General features: G+C 32.9%; 17 protein-coding genes, 1 tRNA gene and 1 pseudogene. 14 read left to right on the plus strand and 5 right to left on the minus strand.

Going from position 1 to position 23,839, the window contains the following annotated elements; all coding sequences use genetic code 11:
* Window positions 1-59: 59 nt before the first annotated feature.
* Complete coding sequence (locus Q0Q96_RS02865) at window positions 60-2,201, minus strand: TonB-dependent receptor (protein WP_293871492.1); 2,142 nt, start codon at window positions 2,199-2,201, stop codon at window positions 60-62.
* A gap of 449 nt (window positions 2,202-2,650) precedes the next feature.
* Here Q0Q96_RS02865 and Q0Q96_RS02870 point away from each other — a divergent pair, with 449 nt between their 5' ends.
* From Q0Q96_RS02870 to Q0Q96_RS02920, 11 genes and pseudogenes are all read left to right on the plus strand, one after another.
* On the plus strand, window positions 2,651-3,040 hold the full coding sequence (locus tag Q0Q96_RS02870; protein ID WP_293871493.1) for a hypothetical protein: 390 nt from the start codon (window positions 2,651-2,653) through the stop codon (window positions 3,038-3,040).
* Between the two features lie 88 nt (window positions 3,041-3,128).
* Complete coding sequence (locus Q0Q96_RS02875) at window positions 3,129-4,091, plus strand: lipid A deacylase LpxR family protein (RefSeq protein ID WP_293871496.1); 963 nt, start codon at window positions 3,129-3,131, stop codon at window positions 4,089-4,091.
* Between the two features lie 91 nt (window positions 4,092-4,182).
* Entirely contained in the window at window positions 4,183-4,719 is a 537-nt protein-coding gene (locus Q0Q96_RS02880) for a hypothetical protein (protein ID WP_293871499.1), read from the plus strand.
* A 91-nt stretch (window positions 4,720-4,810) separates the two neighbouring features.
* Window positions 4,811-5,869 carry a nucleoid-associated protein gene (locus tag Q0Q96_RS02885; protein WP_293871502.1) on the plus strand — a complete coding sequence of 353 codons (1,059 nt, stop codon included), beginning with the start codon at window positions 4,811-4,813 and terminating at the stop codon, window positions 5,867-5,869.
* A gap of 104 nt (window positions 5,870-5,973) precedes the next feature.
* Window positions 5,974-7,851 (plus strand): hypothetical protein, encoded by a 1,878-nt coding sequence (locus Q0Q96_RS02890; RefSeq protein WP_293871504.1) that lies wholly within the window; start codon window positions 5,974-5,976, stop codon window positions 7,849-7,851.
* 132 nt (window positions 7,852-7,983) lie between these two features.
* Complete coding sequence (locus Q0Q96_RS02895) at window positions 7,984-8,247, plus strand: hypothetical protein (protein WP_293871506.1); 264 nt, start codon at window positions 7,984-7,986, stop codon at window positions 8,245-8,247.
* A gap of 50 nt (window positions 8,248-8,297) precedes the next feature.
* Entirely contained in the window at window positions 8,298-9,194 is an 897-nt protein-coding gene (locus tag Q0Q96_RS02900) for an ATP-binding cassette domain-containing protein (protein ID WP_293871508.1), read from the plus strand.
* 1 nt (window position 9,195) lies between these two features.
* Window positions 9,196-10,032 carry an ABC transporter permease gene (locus Q0Q96_RS02905; protein ID WP_293871510.1) on the plus strand — a complete coding sequence of 279 codons (837 nt, stop codon included), beginning with the start codon at window positions 9,196-9,198 and terminating at the stop codon, window positions 10,030-10,032.
* Window positions 10,033-10,116: 84 nt separating this feature from the next.
* Entirely contained in the window at window positions 10,117-15,231 is a 5,115-nt protein-coding gene (locus Q0Q96_RS02910; protein ID WP_293871511.1) for a T9SS type B sorting domain-containing protein, read from the plus strand.
* Between the two features lie 189 nt (window positions 15,232-15,420).
* Window positions 15,421-15,609, plus strand: a pseudogene (locus tag Q0Q96_RS02915) (esterase); the annotation flags it as partial.
* Between the two features lie 80 nt (window positions 15,610-15,689).
* Window positions 15,690-16,160: an alpha/beta hydrolase-fold protein gene (locus Q0Q96_RS02920; RefSeq protein ID WP_293871513.1), complete on the plus strand. Its 471-nt coding sequence runs from the start codon at window positions 15,690-15,692 to the stop codon at window positions 16,158-16,160.
* 251 nt (window positions 16,161-16,411) lie between these two features.
* Here Q0Q96_RS02920 and typA read toward each other — a convergent pair whose 3' ends face one another.
* A complete protein-coding gene (gene typA, locus Q0Q96_RS02925) occupies window positions 16,412-18,208 on the minus strand; it encodes a translational GTPase TypA (RefSeq protein ID WP_293871516.1) in 1,797 nt (598 codons plus the stop codon).
* Between the two features lie 164 nt (window positions 18,209-18,372).
* On the opposite strand from typA, the gene Q0Q96_RS02930 reads away from it, so the two are divergent.
* Entirely contained in the window at window positions 18,373-20,094 is a 1,722-nt protein-coding gene (locus Q0Q96_RS02930) for a PAS domain S-box protein (protein WP_293871518.1), read from the plus strand.
* 6 nt (window positions 20,095-20,100) lie between these two features.
* Window positions 20,101-20,511 (plus strand): response regulator, encoded by a 411-nt coding sequence (locus Q0Q96_RS02935; RefSeq protein WP_293871521.1) that lies wholly within the window; start codon window positions 20,101-20,103, stop codon window positions 20,509-20,511.
* 254 nt (window positions 20,512-20,765) lie between these two features.
* On the opposite strand, the gene rpsT is transcribed toward Q0Q96_RS02935, so the two are convergent.
* The 3 genes from rpsT to proS all read right to left on the minus strand — a co-directional run bounded on the left by rpsT (window position 20,766) and on the right by proS (window position 22,671).
* Window positions 20,766-21,017 carry a 30S ribosomal protein S20 gene (gene rpsT, locus Q0Q96_RS02940; protein WP_293871523.1) on the minus strand — a complete coding sequence of 84 codons (252 nt, stop codon included), beginning with the start codon at window positions 21,015-21,017 and terminating at the stop codon, window positions 20,766-20,768.
* Window positions 21,018-21,043: 26 nt separating this feature from the next.
* Window positions 21,044-21,115 (minus strand) — tRNA-Glu (locus Q0Q96_RS02945).
* 77 nt (window positions 21,116-21,192) lie between these two features.
* Complete coding sequence (gene proS / locus Q0Q96_RS02950; RefSeq protein WP_293871526.1) at window positions 21,193-22,671, minus strand: proline--tRNA ligase; 1,479 nt, start codon at window positions 22,669-22,671, stop codon at window positions 21,193-21,195.
* A 99-nt stretch (window positions 22,672-22,770) separates the two neighbouring features.
* On the opposite strand from proS, the gene Q0Q96_RS02955 reads away from it, so the two are divergent.
* Window positions 22,771-23,805, plus strand: a complete 1,035-nt coding sequence (locus Q0Q96_RS02955) for a hypothetical protein (RefSeq protein WP_293871529.1) — start codon at window positions 22,771-22,773, stop codon at window positions 23,803-23,805.
* Window positions 23,806-23,839: the final 34 nt, after the last annotated feature.

The raw sequence follows: 23,839 nt of genomic DNA on the forward strand, positions 1-23,839 counted from the left end.
CTGAAATGTTGTTTTTCATGGATGAATTGTTTTATGAATGATAAAATAACCTTAATTTTCTACAAATTCTTCAGTTGATTATCTTTCTTATTATCACTAATCGTCCAAAAGAAACCTACGAAAAAAAATCTATCTGCTGTAGGTGTTACAGCTTTTCTATCATAAATTCCATTTGCATTCAATGTATTTGCATAGTTGTATCCAAAGATATTTTGTGTTCCTAAAACATTCGAAACAGAAAAATACAAAATCTTTTGCTGTGTTAACAAATAGGCCCAATTGAAACTCAAGTTGCTGTAGGACTTTGTTTTTTCATTCATAAACACACTTTCGTTGGGATTATTATAGGGTCTTCCCGAACTAAATTGGTAAGTAAAACCTATTTGTGATTTCCAGTCCGAAATCCAATATTTAGTTACAAATGACGCGCTGTGTGTTGCGACAAAATTGGGTGTTACCTCTGCTGGAAAGTTTTTATAATCCCTTTTGGTATCGATATAAGAATAAGAAATCCAGTATTCTAGATTTTTTACACTGTTACCATCTCTCCAGAAAAGATCCAAACCTTTTGCATATCCATAACCATCATTTGAAAATTGAGAATTAGTTCCAACGCTTTGGGTATCATATTTCACTAAATTGGTATACCCTTTGTAATACATCTCGGCTCGTAAGGTTCGGCTATTTTTTACATATTGATAATTCAAAATGTAATGCGATGCTTTTTCGGTTTTAAAATCGTTAGAATATTTTAGATATTCTTGTCTTGGCGCTTGTTCAAAATTTCCGTACGCAAAAGCCAATTGACTGTCTTTTGAAATTTTGTATGCCAGCGAAGCTCGTGGAGAAAAGCTGTTTGTATTGAGATAAGTATTAGTTGAAGCTCTTACACCTAGTTTGGTTGCAAACTTTTTTGAAAAGAAAATATCTGCTTCGGTATATACAGCTGCAATGGAAGTGTTATAACCCGTATTGAAAGTGTTGTTGTAATTTTCATCAAATTTGGTACTAAAATAATCCGATCCAAAATTTAACTTCACTCTGTAGGACAATTTTTTGGTTAATTTGAATTTCAAATGAGCCGCATGTTCATTATTGTATACAGTATTTGCATTAATACCAATTTTATTTTCACCATAACCATAACTCAACCCAGTAAATATTTGCCAATTGCTTCCAAAATTTCCTTTGTATGACGTATTGAAATACAAATTATTGTTTTTTAAATTCACTCTCACTTTATTAGGCTGGTTAATATCTTCTTGATTTAAGTCAAATCTTGAGGCGTCAAAGGCTGCATACGATTTAAAAATTCCTTGAGCAAAATTGTATCGATACACAGTTTCTCCCGATAACGATTGAAAAGGTTTGTTCCAATCTACATCTTGCGGAATTGCGAATTGGTACGGTGCTAAATCTATATAAGCTGTGTTGATACTAATGGAAGTTTTTTTTCGTTTTTGAGTGTTACTCAATCCTAAACCGACGGTCATAAAAGAAATATCGGTTTTGTTCTGGGTTGCTTCATCGTTTGTATTCAATAGTAAAATACTCGATAATGCTTCGCCGTATTCTGCCGAATAACCGCCCGTAGAGAATGAAATTCCACTAAATAAAAACGGAGAAAAGCGTCCTCGTGTAGGTAAATTATTGGTTGTAGCACCATATGGTTGCGCTACTCGAATCCCATCAACAAAAGTTTGTGTTTCATCTGCCTCACCACCACGAACGTATAATCTTCCGTCTTCGCCTACATTTTGAGTTCCAGGAAGGGTTTGTAAAGCTGCAATTATATTTCCGGCAGACCCCGCCGTTGTGACTATGTCTAACGGTTTTAAAACCGAAACTCTGCTTTTTTCTCCAGCACTAAAACTTCCTGCAGTAATCACCACAGCATCTAATGAATTAACACTTTCTTTAAGTTTAAACATTTTGTCTTTATAATTATCAATATTTATAACAATTTTCAAGGTATCAAAAGCTAAAAAACTTATTACCAAAATTTGATTTCCTGAAGCACTAGTTTGAAAACTAAAATTTCCTTTTTCATCAGTTGATGTACCGTCATAAGTACCGTCAATAAAAACATTGGCACCCGGAATGGGTTTATTTTTTTCATCCATTACAGTTCCAGATATAATATGCTGTGCGTTGACCACGAAAATGACTACTAAAAATATAAAAGTGTAAAAAAATTTCATCTGTTTTATTTTTGATGAGTCAAAGTTGCATCAAGGACTAAAACTATACAATTTAAGTTTACCGAATTGTTATTTTTTGTGGATGAAATGTAAAAAAACCCGTTCGGTTGGGAACAGGTTTTTTTCAGTTTGAATTATTAATTATCTGACAGGATATTTATCTTTAAAGAATGCCTAAAGTCGCAAGCTGTTCTTTGGATTTTATAGTAATATATTTCGAAATTAATTGTTTACAAATCCTAAATCTAACTTTATCGTTGAACTACCGCAATACTCGACAGAGTAACAATTATTAGTTTTTTGGTGCAGTACATCGATTCTTTTTTATGTAATTCAAAGTCATAAAGTTGCTAATTATCTTTTAGATTTAATAAATATTTAAAGCAATTTGATAGTTATGGCGCGTTAAAATGATTAGCATTGCACCATATTAAACCCAAAACTACCTAATGAAAATTATTAAATCACTGTTTGCTTTTGCAACATACTTTTCAGAAAAATCCCTTCCCGCACCTTCATTATATGAAAAATGGACGGACATAAAAGCTTATCAAGAAATTATCGCAAAAACTTTTCAAAATAAAGAAGTAAACCTCAAGTTGATAAAATCAAATTCTAAAATTTTAGTAGAACATTCCGATTGTTTGTCCGTAGAAAGTATGCCACAGGAGTTTAGAAATCCTAAATTGATTAAAACTTTGTTGATTTTGAAAAAAAACACCAAAGTAGTGCATGAATTAGTTGAAAAAAAAGCTTCGGATAGCGAAATAAAAATGGCATCTGATGTTTTAATCGACACTTTTTATAAAATTACTGAACTTTGCAGTATCGTTGAATAAGAACTTTCAAAACCTACTATTTTGTATATTATTTTGAAGACAAAATTCTGTTTTAAACTTTCTATTTGAAAATTTCGTACATGCTGCTATGAAAACATTCAACATCTTTTTGCCATTTTTATTTTTTATTCCTGCCATTGTAATGGCGCAAAAAATTGATAATATGGCATCTTTCCGAGATATAAAAAGTACACATTATTTCAGGTTTCATTATGATAATGATTATTTTACAGGAACAGATAAAGAATATACACAAGGCTATAATTTTGAATTGGTTTCCCCACAATTTGCCAAAAATCCTGTTAACCATCTTTTTATCGCCTCAAAAAATAGCGAATTCAAATACGGGCTTTCCTTGGAACATATTGGTTTTACAGCTAATAATATAGCGAGTGACCAAATTCAGTTTGACGACCGCCCATTTGCGGCTGCTATAATGCTGAAAAGTTTTTTTATTGCCACAGATACGATTCACAAATCCAGAATCGTTTCATCTTTAAACCTAGGAATTATTGGTCCTGGTGCGTTTGGAGGCGATATGCAAACTGCTATTCATAGAGCAACCGGGAATACTATTCCGCTGGGTTGGTACAATCAAATAAAAAATGATGCTGTTATTAATTATGAAATCAGTTATGAAAAACAATTGATTCGATTTAATAATTTCTTTTCAATACAAGGAAATGCTGAAGTGAAAATAGGGACTCTCTTTACTAATGCTTCTACTGGATTTAATGCTACTCTGGGAATCATTAATTCGCCGTTCACGAGTACAAAAAATAAAAATAAACTTCAATTATATTGCTATTCACAGCCTTTACTAAATATCATTGGTTATGATGCAACGCTTCAAGGAGGATTATTTAACCGCAAAAGTATTTATACCATAAATAATAGCGCTATAGAACGATTTACTCTTCAGGATAATTTTGGAATCGTGTTCCAATATCGCGGTCTTTTTCTCGAATATTCAAGAACATTCCTTACACGAGAATTTAGTTATGGTAGTTCTGCTAAATGGGGTGGAATTCGAATTGGTTTTATATTATAAATTCATTAAATTATTTTCAACAATTACCATTTGACAATATTTAATTCACAATTTAAAATTACCTTTGGTGGCTTACCGAAAAATTTTAATAATGATTTACAAATTTAGAGCAATTCTTGATGCCGAAGAGGATGTTTTTAGAGATATAGCCATTCAAGAAGAAGCTACTTTAGAAGATTTTCACAACGCTATTGTGAATGCTTTTGGTTTTGACGGATTGGAAGTAGCCTCTTTTTATACTTGCGATGACACCTGGAATCAAGAAGATGAAATACCAATGTTTGACACGGGTGATATTGTTGGGGAACAAAAAACAATGAGCGATTATACTTTAAATCAATTGCTTGGCGAAGGTCAAACCAAGATAATTTATGTATATGATTTCATTAATATGTGGACTTTTTTAATAGAACTTGCCTCAATAGAAGAAGCTGAAACCGGAGCAACTTATCCTAATTTATTATTTTCTCACGGCGAATTACCTGCTATTGCTCCTGAAAAAGAATTTGAAACCGAAGGAGAAGATTTCTATTCAGAGTTTGTGGATGATTTAGATGAGGACGATTTAGATTCTTTCGGTGGTGAAGATAGTTTTGAAGACTACGGATTTGAAGAAAATTGGAATTAAAAAAAGAAAACAGAGAATAGACGAAGAGAGAATAGACAAGTAAAATCGATCATCCTTTTATCTCTCGATTTATTATCATAAAATCAAAATAATGATAAACCTATTTAATGCTCATATTGAGAGCTTATCAATACACCGAATTGGAAACAAAAGTCGCAATGAAAGTATTTTTATTTCTGATCAAGGGTATAGATTGAATGACGAAATTGTACCGTTATTAAAGGAATATTTTTTCAAATCATTTCGCGAAAAAGAGGAAAACTATTTTCAGTTTGCCCATGAAGTCGATATAGAATACAACGAAATGTTCAATTTTGCAACAGAAATTTTTGCAAACCCAAACGAAATTCACAACGTTTCAAAGAAAATTACCAACCATCTTTTTGAGCAATCCAATCACCCACACATCAAAAACGGTGAAGTCTATATTGCCTATTTGACAAACCTTAACATTGATAATAATGTGGTAGATGGCATTGGTATTTTTAAAAGTGAAATCATGTCCAATTTTATGCAGTTTGAAGATAAAGGAACAACACTCAAAATGATTTTGCAACAAGGAATAAATCTTAACAAGTTAGATAAAGGTTGTCTAATTTTTAATTACAAAAAAGAAGAGGGATACAAAATCCTTTCGGTAGACAGCAATAGATATGACACGCGCTATTGGTTAGAGCATTTCCTATCGGTTGATGCTTTTCAAGATGAAAATTTTATTACCAAAAAATATTTAAAATTCTGTCAAGGATTTGCCAAAGATGTTGTTTTTCCTGCCGAAGACAAGAAAGAAGAGGTAATGTTTATGAATCGTTCGGTGAATTATTTTGCAAAAAACGATCAATTTGAAGAAAGTAATTTCTTGAATGAAGTACTTGGTAATCCTGACTTGATTCCGGAATTCAAAAACTATAAAGTAGACAAAGGCGAAAAATATAGTATTGAAGATGTTACAACGTTCCCTATTGCCAACGCAGCTGTTTCTGAAGCGCGACGATTTATAAAAAATGTGATTAATTTAGATACCAATATTCAAATAAAATTAGATTTTATCAATCCCGAAAGTGCCGAAAAATATGTAGAAAAAGGCTGGGACGAAGAAAAACAAATGTACTACTACTTGGTTTATTTCAACAAAGAACAAAAGAGTTAATTATGTTATTGTTTTTGCCAAAAACTATCTAATTCCGAGGATTAAACCAAGTGGAATTAGATAGTTTTTTTTATAAATAAAATCATAAATTATATAAATAAAAATTGTCAAAAGCCATTATATTTGTTTCATTGGAACTTGCTATGAAATTTAAGTACACATACTTCCTCTTATTTTTATTCTTTGCTATACAACTATGTCAAGCGCAAATCAAAAATAGCGGTAATGACTCTGTCAAAGTATATAAAAAAATTGAAGATTATTCGAATAAACGTAAGTACAAAAAATTTATTTATAAACTTTTATTCAGATCTCAAATTCGTGAAACCCCAACGCAAATCAATAGAAGAAAAGAATATATTATAAAGAAATCTTTTGACAGAAATGAAGGTAAAATCGTCAGAGAAATTAGAGTAGAAACATTAGATCCCTTTGGCTTTTCAGTAGATAATTATAAAGACACCCCCGACAAAGGATTTGAAAAATTTGGAAATAGACTCCACCTAAAAACCAAAAATTGGACGATTAGAAATTTACTTTTGTTTAAAAAAAATGAGCCTTTAGATTCTTTAGTTGTCAAAGAATCAGAACGTTTAATTAGAAAACAACGCTACGTTAGAAGCGTTATTATTAAACCTGTCGAAATTTTGGGTTCCAAAGATTCAATCGATGTTTCCGTGCGAGTTTTAGATTCTTGGAGTATAATTCCAACAGGAGCAGTTTCAAGTTCCAAAGGAAATTTTGATTTAACAGAAAGAAACTTTTTTGGGTTAGGTCACGAAATTGAAAATAATTTTACCAAAAAATTTGATGACGAAAGAAGAGCTTACGAAGTTCATTACACGATAAATAATATCAAAGACACCTATATAAGCACCACTTTTTCGTACCAAAATGATTTGAATAATAATGTTACCCGAAGTGCAAAAATAGAAAGACCTTTTTTCTCGCCACTGACAAGAATGGCTGGTGGAGCTTATTTTGAGAACAGATTTTATGTCGATTCCTTACCTAATGCTACAGGTATTTTTGCCATTCAGAATTTCAAATTACAAAAACAACAATATTGGTTTGGCTATTCTTTTAAAATTTTTAGAGGAAGAAGTGTAGACTTTAGAACTACGAATTTAATTACTTCAATAGGCTATAAAAATGTAGTTTACTTCGAAAACCCTACTCCCGCTTATGATTTAACAGGGTTTTTTGCATCAGAAAAAATATATCTAGCAACCATAGGAATCAATACTAGAAAATTTGCTGAAGATAAATATTTATTCAATTTTGGGATTATTGAAGACGTACCTTATGGTCAAGTATACTCTTTAACTGGTGGTTTTCAGGATAAAAACAATGTTAAAAGACCCTATTTTGGTGGACGTGTTGCTTATGGTAATTTTTTTCCTTTTGGGTATTTGGGAACCAATTTAGAATTGGGAAGTTTTTTTGAAAGTGGCACTTCGCAAGAAACAACATTAAGGGTCGAAGCCAACTATTTTACCAATTTACTATCAATCGGTACCTGGACAGTAAGACAATTTATAAAACCAACCTTGATTATAGGAAATAATAGAGCTCCAATCATAAAAGATAGGGTCACATTATCTGAACAAAGTGAAATTTCAGGATTTGGAAACCCTTTGCTTAACGGCACCAAAAAACTTTTAATAGCCTTTCAAACACAAACTTATTTATCAGGAAACTGGCACGGATTCCATTTTAGTCCCTTTGTAAACGCAACTTTTGGTTTGCTTGGTCGAGAAAATGATAAACTTTTTAACGATAAACTATATTCTGTTTTTAGTTTGGGCGTGTTGTTAAATAATGATTATTTAGTATTTAATAGCTTTCAAATTTCGTTTTCTTATTATCCTTCTATTCCGCTGCAAGGCACCAATGTTTTTAAAACTAACTCTTTTAAAAACAGCGATTTGTCCCTGCCCGATTTTCAAATTGGCGAACCTAGCATTGTGACTTATAAATAATTTAATCGCATCAGTTTTAATTTATTTGTAAGTATTTATGATGTGTATTTTTAATAAATTGTATTTTATCGATTTTTTTTGGATTTAATCCTTCATAATTAGTACGTTTAATACATCCTTAAACCTAATGGTATGAAATTAAACTACCTAACTCAAGCAACGGTTAAAAAAAACTATTTTTGTTGGTTATTAGGACATCGTTTTTTGGAAACCAAAAAAGTGAATGCTCACTTTAGTGAATTTGAATGTAAAACTTGCAAAATACAAGTAACAAACGATACCCGAAATAATAAGATAGCCTTGACCAAAGAATTAAAAGACATTAACGAAACGCTGTTTTACATTAATTTAAAAAAGCAATTTGTCTCTAAATTTTATTTTAGAAGAAAAGAATAGTAACAAAATAAAGTTTCTATCGTCCTACAAGAAACTTAAAAACCAAACCTTTGGAATCGTCTATTCTTTCTATCAAAAATCTTCACAAACGTTATGGCAAAGTTCATGCTGTAAACAATGTTTCCCTCGAAATAAAAAAAGGTAATGTATATGGAATTCTTGGTCCAAATGGGTCTGGAAAATCTACCACACTAGGAATAGTTTTAAATGTTGTTAATAAAACTTCGGGCGATTATAGTTGGTTTGGCGGAACAATGCAAACCCATGAAGCACTCAAAAAAGTGGGAGCCATTATTGAGCGTCCTAATTTTTATCCGTACATGTCGGCAAAAGAAAACTTGGAGTTGGTTTGCAAAATCAAAAATATTAATTTTTCTAAAGTAAATGAAAAGCTAGAAATTGTTGGACTTATCAGCAGAAAAGATAGCAAGTTTAAAACCTTTTCGTTAGGAATGAAACAACGATTAGCCATTGCTTCGGCGCTTTTAAATGATCCCGAAATTTTAATTCTAGACGAACCAACAAATGGTTTAGACCCACAAGGCATTCATCAAATTCGTGATATTATCAGGTTAATCGCTTCGCAAGGAACAACTATACTTTTGGCTTCGCATTTATTAGACGAAGTAGAAAAAGTGTGCAGTCATGTTTTGGTTTTACGCTTTGGCGAAATCTTGTATTCTGGGACAGTTGACGGAATGAGCACGCAAACAGGTTATTTTGAATTACAAGCTGAAAATAATGCGCAACTCATCCATATTATTAAAAATCATCCTCAAGTCGAAAATATTTCTGAACTAGAAGGAAAAGTAATTGTTCATTTTAAAAGTCAGTTCAGTGCTTCTTCCTTAAACCGTTATTTAGTTGAAAAAGAAATTTATCTCAATCATTTGGTATTTAAAAAAATGAGTTTAGAAGAACAATTTCTTGAATTAACAAAAAACTAGTATGAAAAGATTACTTACTATTGAATTAAAAAAAATCTGGAAAAACAGAGCCAGTAGAGTTTTGACAATTAGCTATTTTGTGATATTATCTTTTATTGCATTAATTGCCTCTATAAAATTTAATCTTGGAAATTTTCAGTTGCATTTAGCTGATCAAGGGATTTTTAATTTCCCTTACATTTGGCATTTCACAACCTATATTGCTGCCATTCTTAAATTTTTTTTGGGCATTGTCATCGTTTCTATGATGGCAAATGAATATAGTTACGGAACCTTAAAGCAAAACCTTATTGACGGAATGAGCAAGCAGGAATTTGTGCTTTCAAAATTTTTAACCGTTGTACTTTTTGCACTAACATCAACTGTGTTTATTTTTTTAATGTCCCTGATTTTAGGATACAGTTTCTCATCGTACACCGAAATTGGTATTGTTTTTTCTCAAATGGAATATTTACTAGCTTATTTCTTCAAGTTAGTTGGATTTTTCTCCTTTTGTTTATTTTTAGGTGTTTTGGTAAAACGTTCCGCCTTTGCTATTGGCTTCCTTTTTGTTTGGAACATTGTAGAAGGTATCGCTAAAGGCGTTTTAACATTCAAAATTTTCCCAAAAAGTGAAACAGCTGCTTATATCATGCAATTTTTTCCCTTGGAATCAATGAGTAATTTAATAGTGGAACCCTTTACCAAACTATCGATTATAAAAAACATCAAAACCACGATTGGCGCTACTGATGTTAAAGATTATGATGTGCATTTTTACACGATTTTAATTGTTTTAGTTTGGACGACGATTTTCATTTTTTTATCCTATAAAATCATTCAAAAACGAGATTTGTAGTGCATTCATAAGTCAATTCTTTAAAGAAAACAATAATAGAATACTTCTTTTACGTTTTCTTTTTTTTTTTGTTATTTTTAACGAATGAAAAAGAGTTTATTTTTTTTAATTACTGTTTTGTTTTTTTCGTTGCTTTGCCAAGCACAATTTAGCAAAACCCATTATATTCCGCCTGTATCCAATTCAGATCTACAAGAACCTCATAATCAAACTTTATACATCTCGTGTCCTAGTATAACGCCTATTAGTTTTCAAATACAAGAAATTGGCGGTGCTACGATTTCGGGCACTGTAAGCCGAGATACTCCTTATGTTTATGATATTGGTACAGGTTTCGACACTCAAGTATTAATTTCCAGAAGTGATGTGGGAACCATCAAAAATAATAAAGGATATATTGTACAAGCACAAGATTTAATTTATGTAACTGTACGAATGACTTCATCTCAAGGTGATTTTCAAGCGGGAGGTATTGTTTCCAAAGGAAATGCTGCCTTGGGAACTCAATTTAGAATTGGTGCTTTTGTTAATACTTTTGCTCCCGCCACAAATGCTAATCATTATACTTTTGCAACCATTCTTGCTACCGAAAATAATACAGAAATTTCATTTGGTGATATAAAACCTGGTGTTCAATTAATCAATAATACCGCAGCAGGCAACACACCTCCCAACATTTTTTTAAATGCTGGTCAAAGTTATGCCATCGCGGTTGAAGGACCAACGGCGGCGAACAAAGATGGCTTGATAGGTGCTTCTATTTCTTCTACCAAACCAATTGTTGTAAACTGTGGTTCTTTTGCAGGAAGTAATGGTACAACTACCAATATAGATTTAGGCTTTGATCAAATTGTTTCCGCAGAACGCACCGGAAAAGAATACATTTTTATCAAAGGATCTGGAGTTGATGAAGTTGAACGTCCCTTAATTGTAGCCAATGAAAATGGCACAGATGTTTTTTTAAATGGGTCTTCAACACCTTACACTACTTTAAGTTCTGGACAATATCTTGTGTTGGATGGTAGTAGTTTTTCTGCTAATGGTAATTTATATATTAATACTTCTAAAAATGTATTTGCCTACCAAGGTATAGGAGGAGGAAATAGTCAAGCCAATCAAAATATGCAGTTTCTTCCCCCACTTAGCTGTCAAACGCCTAAATCTATCAATAATATTCCTTTCATCAATCAAGTGGGCACATTAACAGATTTTAGAGGTACAGTTTGTATTGTGACAAAAGCTGGAGCTACTTTAAATTTTATTATTGATGGGACAAATTATACATTGACAACCATACCAACAGCGGTTAATGGTCCTTTTACGATTACAGGAAATCCTAATTATGTAACGTATACTTTTCCTGAATTAACAGGAAATATTTCTATTTTTTCTTCAAAAGAAGTATATCTTTCGTACTATGGTTCAAGTGGTGCAGCAACTTATGGTGGATTCTACTCTGGATTTACATTTAAACCCGAAGTAACGATAAATGAAGTTACTGCTTCTCAATCCTTTTGTATCCCAAACAGTGTATTAACAGTAAATGCAATAAGCAATTTTGATAGTTTTCAATGGTATTTTAATGGGAGTATAATTCCTGGGGGAACTAATAACACTTATCAGCCAACAGAAACTACAGCAACACCTCCCGGAAAAGGACCAGGATACTACAAAGTTATAGGGCAATTAACAGGATGTCCCATAACTGTTCCTCCATCAGATGATATCCCTGTGAGTTCTTGTCCCTCCGATATTGATAATGATGGCATTATTGACAACATAGATTTAGATAATGATAATGATGGCATCACCAATTGTTTAGAATCGTATGGAAATAAAAATTTTAATTTTGCTAATTTAACAGCTGGAACTATTTCTACCAATAATTATTCAAATTCTTACACAGGAGCGGTTACTTTTTTAGGAACGGGAACACCTCCAAACGTACCCATTACAGGCGATGCGCAAGGCAATTTTGTTTCAGAAACGGCTGTGCCAAAAAACAATTCGGTGCTTTATACTCTTTCCAATTTTGCAAAACCTTTAAGTATCTCTATTGAATATCCAACTACAGCTATCGCAGCAGATTTATTGACAGCGGCTACCGAAATTAGAATCACATGCCCCGTAAATAAAACAATTACAATACTTAACCCAACCAATCAGCTGTTGATTGATTCCAATTATGATGGCGTTTTTGAAAGTGGCGTGACTCAATTTTCTTCTTTTGAAATACGTTTCAGATTAAACGGCGTAGTACCTTTGCCTGCTGGAACTGGAACTTTTTCTATTAGAGGGTATTTAATCAACTCTTTAATTATTCAAAATTTAAATATTTCTGATTTAAATTCTAGTCGCCTTAAACTTCATTTAACCGGTACTTGTATTCCCAAAGATTCTGACAATGACGGGATTCCAGATCAAATTGATTTAGATAGTGATAACGATGGCATTCCTGATTTTATAGAAGCACAGGGACGAACTATTTTAGCTTTTTCAACCACCGATTTGAACCAAGATGGAATCTATGATATGTTTGGCACAGGCATTACTCCTGCTGATTCGGATTCAGATGGAATTCCTAATTATCTCGATTTAGATTCAGATAATGATGGAATTTATGATGTAAAAGAATCGGGAAGTAATGCATCCGACAGCAATTTAAATGGGATTATTGATGGAGCTAATTTTGGAACAAATGGCTTGGCTGCCAGTGTGCAAACCGCACCAAATAATGGACTGCTTAACTACACTATTGCCGATACTGATGCTAACGGTGTTTATAATTATGTTGAACTAGACAGCGATAAGGATTTGTGTTTAGATGTGATAGAAGCAGGTTATTTAGACGGAAACCATGATGGTTTACTAGGCAGTTTAGTTCCTCCCACAGTAAATGCAAACGGATTGGTAACTAGTGGTTCTGGCTACACTATTCCTAACAATAATTATATTATAGCCGCTCCAATTAGTATTTCAAATCAACCTCAAAATACAACTGTTTGCGAATTACAAACCGCTACTTTTAGTGTTACATCAAACCCGGTTACTTCTTACCAATGGGAAATTTCTACAAACAATAGTTCCACTTGGACTGCACTTTCAAACAATTTAACTTATAGTGGTGTGACCACTAATACGCTAACGATATTCAATGTTTCGCCTGCTATGACAGGCAATCTGTACCGCGTGTTTTTGAACAAAACCGGCAATAGTTGCGGATTATATTCTGCAGATGGTAAACTGACCACCTTTGCTTTACCCGTTATTACAACTCCTATCTCGCTAAAGCAATGTGATGATAATAATGATGGGATTTCTACATTTAATCTCACTCAAAAAAACGATGTGATTTCGGCTAATTATATTAACGAAACTTTTACCTACTATACTACTTCTGCAGCGGCTAGTACACAAAATAATGCATTTTTAATTGCAAATCCTATTGCTTACACTTCAGGAAATGCCGGTGTTTATGCCCGAGTTGAAAATTCAAATGGTTGTTTTAGAATCGCGCGAATAGACTTGATAGTTTCGGTAACACAAATTCCACCTAGTTTTTTCATTCCAAATCAATACAAATGTGATGATTTTTTAGATGCAGCGCATAATGATAGAGATGGTGTTTCAAGTTTTAATTTTGATTCAATAACTGCAAGTCTATTGGCAATATTACCCAATAATGTTACCGTGAAATATTATAAAACCGAAGCTGATTTCCTTGAAGAAACTGATGCATCGGGCAACACATTGGCCATTTCAAATCCTTCAAATTATAGAAATATCGGTTTCCCAAACATGCAAACCATTTGGGCTCGGGTGGATAGTACCATTGATAATTCCTGTTTTGGTTTCAAGACTTTTGATATTATTGTTGAAGCATTACCTGTGGCAAATCCGATAAATAGCTTAAATTTAATTCGTCATTGCGATGATGACCAGGATGGGATATACCGTTTTGATACCGCTACAATTCAATCTACCGTTTTGAACGGACAAACCGGCGTAAACGTCACGTATTTTGGAGCCAACGGAACGTCACTTTCGTCTCCGCTACCTAATCCTTTTCAAGTAAACGGAACAGAAACTATTACTATTAGAGTCAATAATAATACGACACAAACTGGCGGAAATCCCTGCTATGATCAAGAAACACTACAATTTATTGTGGACGATTTGCCTCAAGCTTTTCCTATTGCTATCACTAAAACATCATTTTGTGATGATGAACCTAATCCTGTTGATCAAGATGAATTTATAGATTTTGATACTACTGGTTTTGAAAGTACAATTTTGGGTTTGCAAACGGGGTTACAAATTTCATATACACTTCAAAACGGTGCGGTTTTATCGCAATTACCAAATCCTTTTAGAACCAAAACACAAAATGTTTTAGTTACGGTCACCAACCCAATAAATACAACCTGCACAGCGACTTATACTATCCCGTTTATAGTGCATCCAACTCCAAAAATAGATTTACAAGAAAACATTATTATTTGTTTGCCCGATACGCAAACATTCCTTGATGCCGGAATTCTAGATGCTTCGCCACCTTCAAATTATCAATACCAATGGTATATGAATAGCAGTATAATGAGCGGAATTACAAGTCCAACACTATCAGTAAATAATGTTCCAAATTTGTACAGTGTTGCGGTTACCAATGCATTTGGATGTATCAAAACAAGAGTAATTACAGTAACGGGATCTCAAATTGCCAGTATTCAAAATATTGATGTTGTTGATTTAGCGGATATCAATTCTATCTTAGTAACCGTAACAGGTTCAGGAAAATATCAGTTTGCTATTGATGATATAAACGGACCTTATCAAGACGGCAATTTATTTACTAATGTGCCTATGGGAATTCACGATATATATGTTCGAGATAGTAATGGCTGTGGTACAGTGGGACCTATAACGATTCCCGTATTAGGAATTCCGCATTATTTTACACCAAATGGCGACGGTTATAACGATTACTGGAATGTAAAAGGCGTAAATGCCCAATTTAATTATCTTTCCAAAATACTTATTTTTGACCGTTTTGGAAAATTGTTAAAACAAATTGGAACTACAGGTCTTGGCTGGGACGGAACTTATAATGGCCATGAAATGCCTGCCGATGATTATTGGTATTCTATTCAGTTTGAAGACGGACGAAGTGCTAGAGGACATTTTACTTTAAAACGATAAGCTATGAATAAAAAGGTGGCACTATTGCTTGCTTTATTTTTCGTATTTTCTATGTATGCACAATAAATTAAAGTTACTTCGGGAACTATACAACATTTTGAAAACTTCAAATCCAAATTTGTAGATTAGCGCAACGTTGATGTTTGGCTACCCGACGGCTATTCTGATAAAGAAGAATATGCTGTCCTCTACCTGCACGATGGGCAAATGCTATTTGATGCCGAAAAAACTTGGAATAAGCAAGCCTGGGAAGTTGATGAAGTTGCTGGAAAATTAATTTCTGAAAATAAAACACAGAAATTCATCGTAGTAGGTATTTGGAATATCCCTGAAAAAAGACATCTGAATATTTCCCTCAAAAACCTTATGAATTCTTAACACCAATCCAAAGAGATACTATTTCGGTTCAACTCCAAAAAGCGGGAAGAAATAAAGAAGTTTTCAAGCCTTATTCCGATTTGTATTTAAAGTTTTTAACCTCTGAATTAAAACCTTTTATAGACAAAGCATTTTCAACCAAAAACGATGTAGCCAATACTTTCATTGCAGGTTCGAGTATGGGCGGATTGATTTCGATGTATGCCATTTGTGAATACCCACTAGTCTTTGGTGGTGCCGCTTGTATTTCGACACATTGGCCAGGAACATTTTCATCCGATAAAAATCCGATTCCGAACGCTTTTATCAAGTATCTGAAAAAGAATCTTCCGAATCCCAAAACGCATAAAATCTATTTTGATTATGGTGACAAAACTTTGGATTCTCTTTATCCTACACTTCAAAAAGGAGTAGATAAGATTATGAAAGAAAAAGGATTTACAAATAAAAATTGGATAACTAAATTCTTTCCTGGTAAAGATCATTCGGAAGCTTCTTGGCACGAACGATTTCATATACCGCTAGAGTTTCTTCTCGGGAGCAGTCAATAATTCAAGTTATAGTAGTCATACAAAACAATTTAGCAAGACATTTTTATACTTTAGTAGAACATTTTCACCCTTTAGCAGAACGTTTTCATGTGTTAGAAACTCATTTGTTGCCATTAGCAATTCATTTTCACCTACAGATACTCATTTAATTCCTTCCGTTCTCCCGCTAATAGGCAAAAACTCTATATTTAAAGAAACAAAAAAACCACCAACTCTAGTTGATGGTTTCCTATTATTTAAAATATATTCACTTAAATCTTATTACGTTTTCTGTCGGTTTCGTTCAGATAGATTTTTCTCAAACGAATAGATTTTGGTGTTACCTCTACATATTCATCTTTCTGAATATATTCTAACGCTTCTTCTAATGAAAAAATAATCGGCGGAATAATTCTGGCTTTTTCATCATTACCTGATGAACGAACGTTGGATTGTTTTTTAGCTTTGGTAACATTGATAGCCATATCATCGCTACGGGAGTTTTCTCCAATAACCTGACCCTCGTAGATTTCATCATTAGGATTAACGAAGAATTTGCCACGATCTTGTAATTTATCTATAGAATAAGGAATCGCTTTTCCGTTTTCCATAGAAATTAATGAACCGTTGTTTCTTCCGGGAATTTCTCCTTTGTAAGGTTCGTATCCGATGTAGCGGTGCGCCATTATCGCTTCGCCAGCAGTAGCCGTGAGTAATTGATTTCTTAAACCAATAATTCCACGAGACGGAATATTGAATTTTACAATCATACGTTCTCCTTTGGCTTCCATGCTCAACATTTCGCCTTTTCGGATGGAAACAAATTCTACGGCACGACCTGAAAGACTTTCTGGTAAATCGATGGTTAACTCTTCAATGGGTTCACATTTTTTACCATCAATTTCTTTAATAATTACTTGTGGTTGTCCAATTTGCATTTCGTAACCCTCGCGTCTCATGGTTTCAATAAGTACAGACAAGTGCAAAACGCCTCGTCCAAAAACCATGAATTTATCAGCTGAATCGGTTTCGCCTAATTTCATTGCTAGGTTTTTTTCCAACTCTTTTGTCAAACGGTCTCTTATATGACGTGAGGTAACATACTTTCCTTCTTTACCAAAGAACGGAGAATCGTTAATGGTAAACAACATACTCATTGTAGGTTCGTCAATAGCAATAGTTTGCAATGCTTCAGGATTTTCAAAATCAGCAATGGTATCGCCTATTTCAAACCCTTCAACACCAACAATAGCACAAATATCACCTGCAATGACACTTTCTACTTTTTTTCGACCAAGCCCTTCAAAGGTGTGTAGCTCTTTAATTCTTGATTTAATTACTTTACCTTCTCGTTTGCAAAGAGAAATTGGCATTCCTTCTTTTAGCTCACCTCTTTCTAATCTTCCAATCGCAATACGACCAGTAAAAGAGGAGAAATCTAATGAAGTGATTAACATTTGAGGCGTTCCTGTAGATACTTTTGGAGCAGGAACATGAGCGATTACCATATCCAACAAAGGTTCGATATTTGAAGTTACATTTCTAAAATCATCTGACATCCAGTTTTGTTTCGCAGAGCCGTAAACGGTCGGAAAATCTAGTTGCCATTCTTCGGCACCTAATTCATACATCAAATCGAAAACTTTTTCATGAACTTCTTCTGGTGTACAATTTTCTTTATCTACTTTGTTGATTACCACACATGGTTTTAATCCCAAATCAATAGCTTTTTGTAACACAAAACGCGTTTGAGGCATGGGTCCTTCAAAAGCATCAACAAGCAAACAAACTCCGTCTGCCATATTCAAAACACGTTCTACTTCACCACCAAAATCAGCGTGACCAGGAGTGTCAATAATATTTATTTTTGTTCCTTTATATACAACCGAAACGTTTTTTGAAGTAATCGTAATTCCTCTTTCACGTTCCAAATCATTGTTGTCAAGAATTAAATCACCTGCATTCTCGTTTTCACGAAAAAGTTGGCAATGATACATAATTTTGTCCACCAAAGTTGTTTTTCCGTGGTCGACGTGAGCAATAATAGCAATGTTTCTGATAGATTCCATCTGTGTTTTTTTGAAGCCGCAAAGGTACACTTTATTTTTAGATTTAAACGGAATGTTTGAATGTTTACAATTTGTTATCGATGCTATCAATACGAACTATTTTTTGTCAATATTTTTATATCTAATTAATCAAAATTAATTTTTGATTGTGTATTTTTGGGACAATGAAAAATAATTCTACTAAAACTGCATTAGTCTTTATAGTTGTTTTACTGTTTGTGGCGATACTTGGTCATAAATTATTTGTAGCCTATTTTTCAACCTCCAATCTTGAATCATTTCACCAATTTAATTATGTGAAAGATTTTCTTTTTGTTCTTTTTTCTGGTGTGTTATTAAAAATTATTTTATACCAAAATGAAAAAAGAAATAAATCGGTACTTGAAAAATTGCAGCTCACCAACATCGAAATAAAAGAATCCAACGAACGCTATGACATTGTTGCCAAAGCCACAAGTGATACTATTTGGGACTGGAAAATGGATGACGATAGTTTTATTTGGAATAAAGGAATTCAGGGTGTTTTTGGTTATAAAAAGGAAGATGTTGGAAAAACATCCAAATGGTGGTTTGATAAAATTCATCCCGAAGATACTCTAAAGATGTCAGTAAAGCTGTATTCATTTTTAGAACAAAAAACAGAAAAATGGCAGGATGAATATCGATTTCAATGTGCGGATGGGAGCTATAAGTATGTTTTTGATAGGGGTTTTTTAGTAAAAGATTCGGATGGTAATTTGGTTAGAATGATTGGAGCGATACAAGATGTTACCAAGCAAAAACAAGAAGAACAACGACTTCGATTGCTTGAAACAGTTATCACGCAGACCAAAGACGCTGTTATGATTACCGATATTGATACTTCGGATGATCCAATCCCGAACATAATATTTGTTAACTCCGCATTTACAGATATGACGGGTTACTCACAAAAAGATATAATTGGTAAATCGCCTTCATTATTTTTTGGTAAAAAATCTGATATTTATGAATATGATAAACTCAAAACTGCTATCCAAGAATATAAAGAATGTTTTATTGAAACCATTAGTTATAGAAAGAATGGAAAAGAATTTTGGGTTAATTTTTCTATGATTCCAGTAACCGACAAGGATGGTGAACATTCTCATTGGATATCTATTCAGAGGGATGTAACTTTAGAAAAGGAAAAAGAAAAAGAAAGAGAACAACTTATTCGTGAATTAACACAAAACAACAACGATTTAAAGCAATTTTCTTATATCACTTCACATAATTTGCGGGCGCCATTGTCAAATTTAACCGGACTTCTAAATCTTATTGAAGATATACCAATTGAAAATCCTGAACTAAAAGAAATAATTACAGGATTTTCAAAATCAACGCATTTATTGAATGAAACTATTAATGATTTAGTGAAAGTGATTATCATAAAGGATAATCCATCTATTCATAAAGAAAAAGTATTAATAAAAGAAATTTTTGAAAATGTCTTTAATCAATTGAGCTTTCTAATTAGTGTTCATAAACCAATTTTAAAAATTGATTTAGAGGACATAGCAATTTTAGATATAAATAAGTCTTATTTAGAAAGTATTTTTTTAAATTTACTGACAAATGCAATAAAATATAGGGAACATACAAGACAATTAAAGGTATCGATAGCAACAAAAATTGAAAATGACACTATAATTATTACTTTTAAAGATAACGGAATAGGTATTGATTTAATTAAAAATAAGGATAAAATTTTTGGACTTTACCAGCGTTTCCACAATTATACAGACAGTAAAGGATTAGGATTATATCTGGTCAAATCGCAGGTAGAAAGTATGGGAGGAACAATATCTGTAAACAGTACTGTTGGAAAAGGAACAACTTTTACAATTATATTTAAAAACAATTAATAAATAATGTTAGATAAAATATTATGTGTAGATGATGACCCAATTACCCTGATGCTTTGTAAAAAAGTTGTCGAGAAAGTTGAGTTTGCCAAAGAAATAATTACTGTAAATAACGGTGAAGAAGCAATTTTATATTTTGATAATTTATTAGAAGAAAGGATTACCAATGAAAACATTCAATATCCTAAATTAGTAATTTTAGATTTAAATATGCCCATAATGGATGGTTGGGAATTTTTAGAAAATTATATTAAAAAAGGATATCAAAATATTTTTGACTCAACAAGATTCATCGTCCTCTCTTCTTCAATTGACCCTTACGATATAAATAAAGCTAGAACATATCCTGTAATAGGTTTTCTTTCAAAACCAGTAACCAAAGAAATGTTAGAAAATTTGAAACTTCAATTTTTATAACAAATATGAAAATATGCGACTTGAACATTTCAAATTATGATAGAAATTTTAAATAAAAATATTTATTTCTATAGTTATACTTCGCAAAACCTAGTTACTTTTGATTTGGAGGATACATATTTTTACAAAATGTCACTTAATTAAAATGTTTTTTTAGTGTCATTTTAATTCTACAAAGATTATCTCAAATTCAAATAAAAAAAAACGTTCCAAATCATCGGAACGTTTTGAATATATTATAATAAAGTCTCATTTTATAAATTTGAAACATGTTTAGTTAATTTAGATTTTAGGTTAGATGCCTTATTATCATGGATAATATTTTTTTTAGCTAATTTATCAATCATAGAAACCACCGCCGATAATTTTGCAGAAGCATCAGATTTATCTGTAGATAATCTTAAGGCTTTTATGGCATTACGTGTAGTTTTGTGCTGATACCTATTTAAGACTCTCTTTTTTTCGTTACTTCTAATTCTCTTTAAAGCTGACTTGTGATTTGCCATTTTTTATTTTTTTATATTTAAAATTGTAGCCCGTAGGGGAATCGAACCCCTCTTACATGGATGAAAACCATGCGTCCTAACCGATAGACGAACGGGCCATCTTTCTCAATGCGGATGCAAAAATACAACTATTTTTTATTTGCGCAAGAGACTATATATTTTTTTTTCTATTTTTTTAATATGCTTTTGCAAATAACACTCTGCCAATAGATTTACCTCCAGAAAAAAAACACTTCCCACTTTCCGTTATTCTATCTAATGGAATGCAACGGATGGTAGCTTTGGTTAAATCCTTGATTTTTTCTTCTGTTTCAGACGTTCCATCCCAATGTGCCGAGATAAAACCTGTTTTATTTTCCAGTACCTCTTTGAATTCTTCAAACGAATCTACTTGTGTAATATGAGTATTTCTGAATTTCAATGCTCTTTCAAATAAGTCTTTTTGAATTTGCTCTAACAAATCAGCAATGTGATTTACTATTCCTTCGTTTGAAACCACTTCTTTTAACAAAGTATCCCGACGAGCAATTTCGAAAGTGCCATTTTCTATATCTTTTGGACCAATTGCAATTCTAATTGGCACACCCTTTAACTCCCATTCTGCAAATTTAAATCCAGGTTTTTGTGAAGTTCTGTTATCAAATTTAACAGTGATTCCAAGTTTTTTAAACTGATGTAGTAATTCATTTACAACAGTAGAAATGGCATCTAGATCATCTTCAGATTTAAAAATGGGTACAATAACAACTTGAATTGGAGCTAAATTTGGTGGCAAAACTAAACCATTGTCATCAGAATGCGTCATTACTAACGCTCCCATCAATCGTGTAGATACACCCCAAGAAGTTCCCCAAACATAATCTTGATGTCCCTCTTGATTTGTAAATTTAACATCAAAAGCTTTTGCGAAGTTTTGTCCGAGAAAATGTGAAGTTCCTGCTTGCAATGCTTTACCATCCTGCATTAAGGCTTCTATGCAATATGTTTCTTCGGCACCAGCAAAACGCTCAGACTCTGTCTTCAATCCTTTAATTACTGGAATAGCCATGAAATTTTCGGAAAAATCAGCGTACACATGCATCATTTTTTCAGATTCTTCAATAGCTTCTGACTTTGTTGCATGAGCAGTGTGTCCTTCTTGCCATAAAAATTCGGAAGTCCGTAAAAATAAACGAGTACGCATTTCCCATCTTACAACATTTGCCCACTGGTTTATTAATAGAGGTAAATCTCTGTATGATTGCACCCAATTTTTATAGGTTGACCATATAATAGCTTCAGAAGTAGGTCTTACAATAAGTTCTTCTTCTAATTTTGCATTGGGATCAACCATCAATTTGCCTGGTTTATCTGGATTGTTTTTTAAACGATAATGAGTAACTATAGCGCATTCTTTGGCAAAGCCTTCGGCATTTTTTTCTTCTGCTTCAAACATACTTTTGGGTACAAAAAGCGGGAAATAAGCATTACTATGCCCGGTTTCTTTGAACATTCTGTCTAATTCTGCTTGCATTTTTTCCCAAATAGAATAGCCATAAGGTTTGATGACCATGCAACCACGAACTCCCGAGTTTTCAGCCAAATCTGCCTTGACAACCAGTTCGTTATACCATTTTGAATAATCTTCTGCCCTTTTTGTTAAATTTTTACTCATGTTGAATGTTTGGCATAAAAATTGTTTAACTAATTTTAACTAAATAGTTCGGCAAAACTAACTATTTTTGTATAGTCCAACAATTAAAATGCTATAGATATGAAAACTTATTTTTTTTCCGGTAAAAGATTATCCATTTGTTCACTAATTGGATTAATCGCGTTCGTAATTTCCTCTTGTGGATCTTATCAAAACAGTTCTTATTATGATAGTGATGGAGTTTATGGAAATTCGCATTCAAATAAAAGAGAAGTTTCAAATAACAACAACTCACAAAGCAATAAATACCAAGAGTACTTTAGCGATTTGAATAAAGATTCGCAGGTTTTTACCGATGTTGATAAATATACTTCTGTGAATTCAGAAAACAATGACGCCACAAACAACAATGGAAATGGTACTGGTAATTACAATGCTAATAATTCAAGTTGGGGAAGTAATCCGCAGAATGTTACAGTAAATGTGTATGACAACAACTGGGGTTACGGATATTGGAACAACTATTGGTATGGAAATTATTGGGGATATAACAATTTTTATGGACCAAGTTGGGGATTGGGTTGGAATAATTGGTATGGTCCGGGTTTAGGAATTGGTTTTGGTTGGAATAGCTGGTACGGAAACGGTTGGTGCGGAAATAATTGGTATGGTAACAACTGGTACGGTAATGGAGGATATGGAAATTATCACAATAATTATTATTATAACGGTGGTAGAAGAGGTAATTCTGCTTCCTACGCTTCAAGTGGTAGTAGAACAGCCAACTCAAATAATTACAATGTTGGCGGCGGAAGAACAAACCCTATAACCAATTCAAATCCTTCAAATTCTTCTACAAGAAGCAATTATTTTAATAACAATAATATAAGAAATAATTACAACTACAATACCAGATCTTCGGCTTCTTATCCGGTTAGAAATAACACCTCATACAACCCAATAAATTCATCAAGATCTAACCAGATGCAGATGCAGCAGTCTTCAAGAAGCAACAATGTAAGAACCGAATCTGCACCTGCACGTTCTTATTCACCTTCTTCCTACGGTGGTGGCTCCCGATCTTCATCCTATGGCAGTGGTGGTGGTGGCAGTGGTGGTGGTGGAAGATCATCAGGTGGTGGTGGAAGAAGATAATATAAATGACTTATAAATATCTATGCTTTTTTAT

This window comes from Flavobacterium sp. (assembly GCF_025352015.1).
GTDB lineage: Bacteria > Bacteroidota > Bacteroidia > Flavobacteriales > Flavobacteriaceae > Flavobacterium.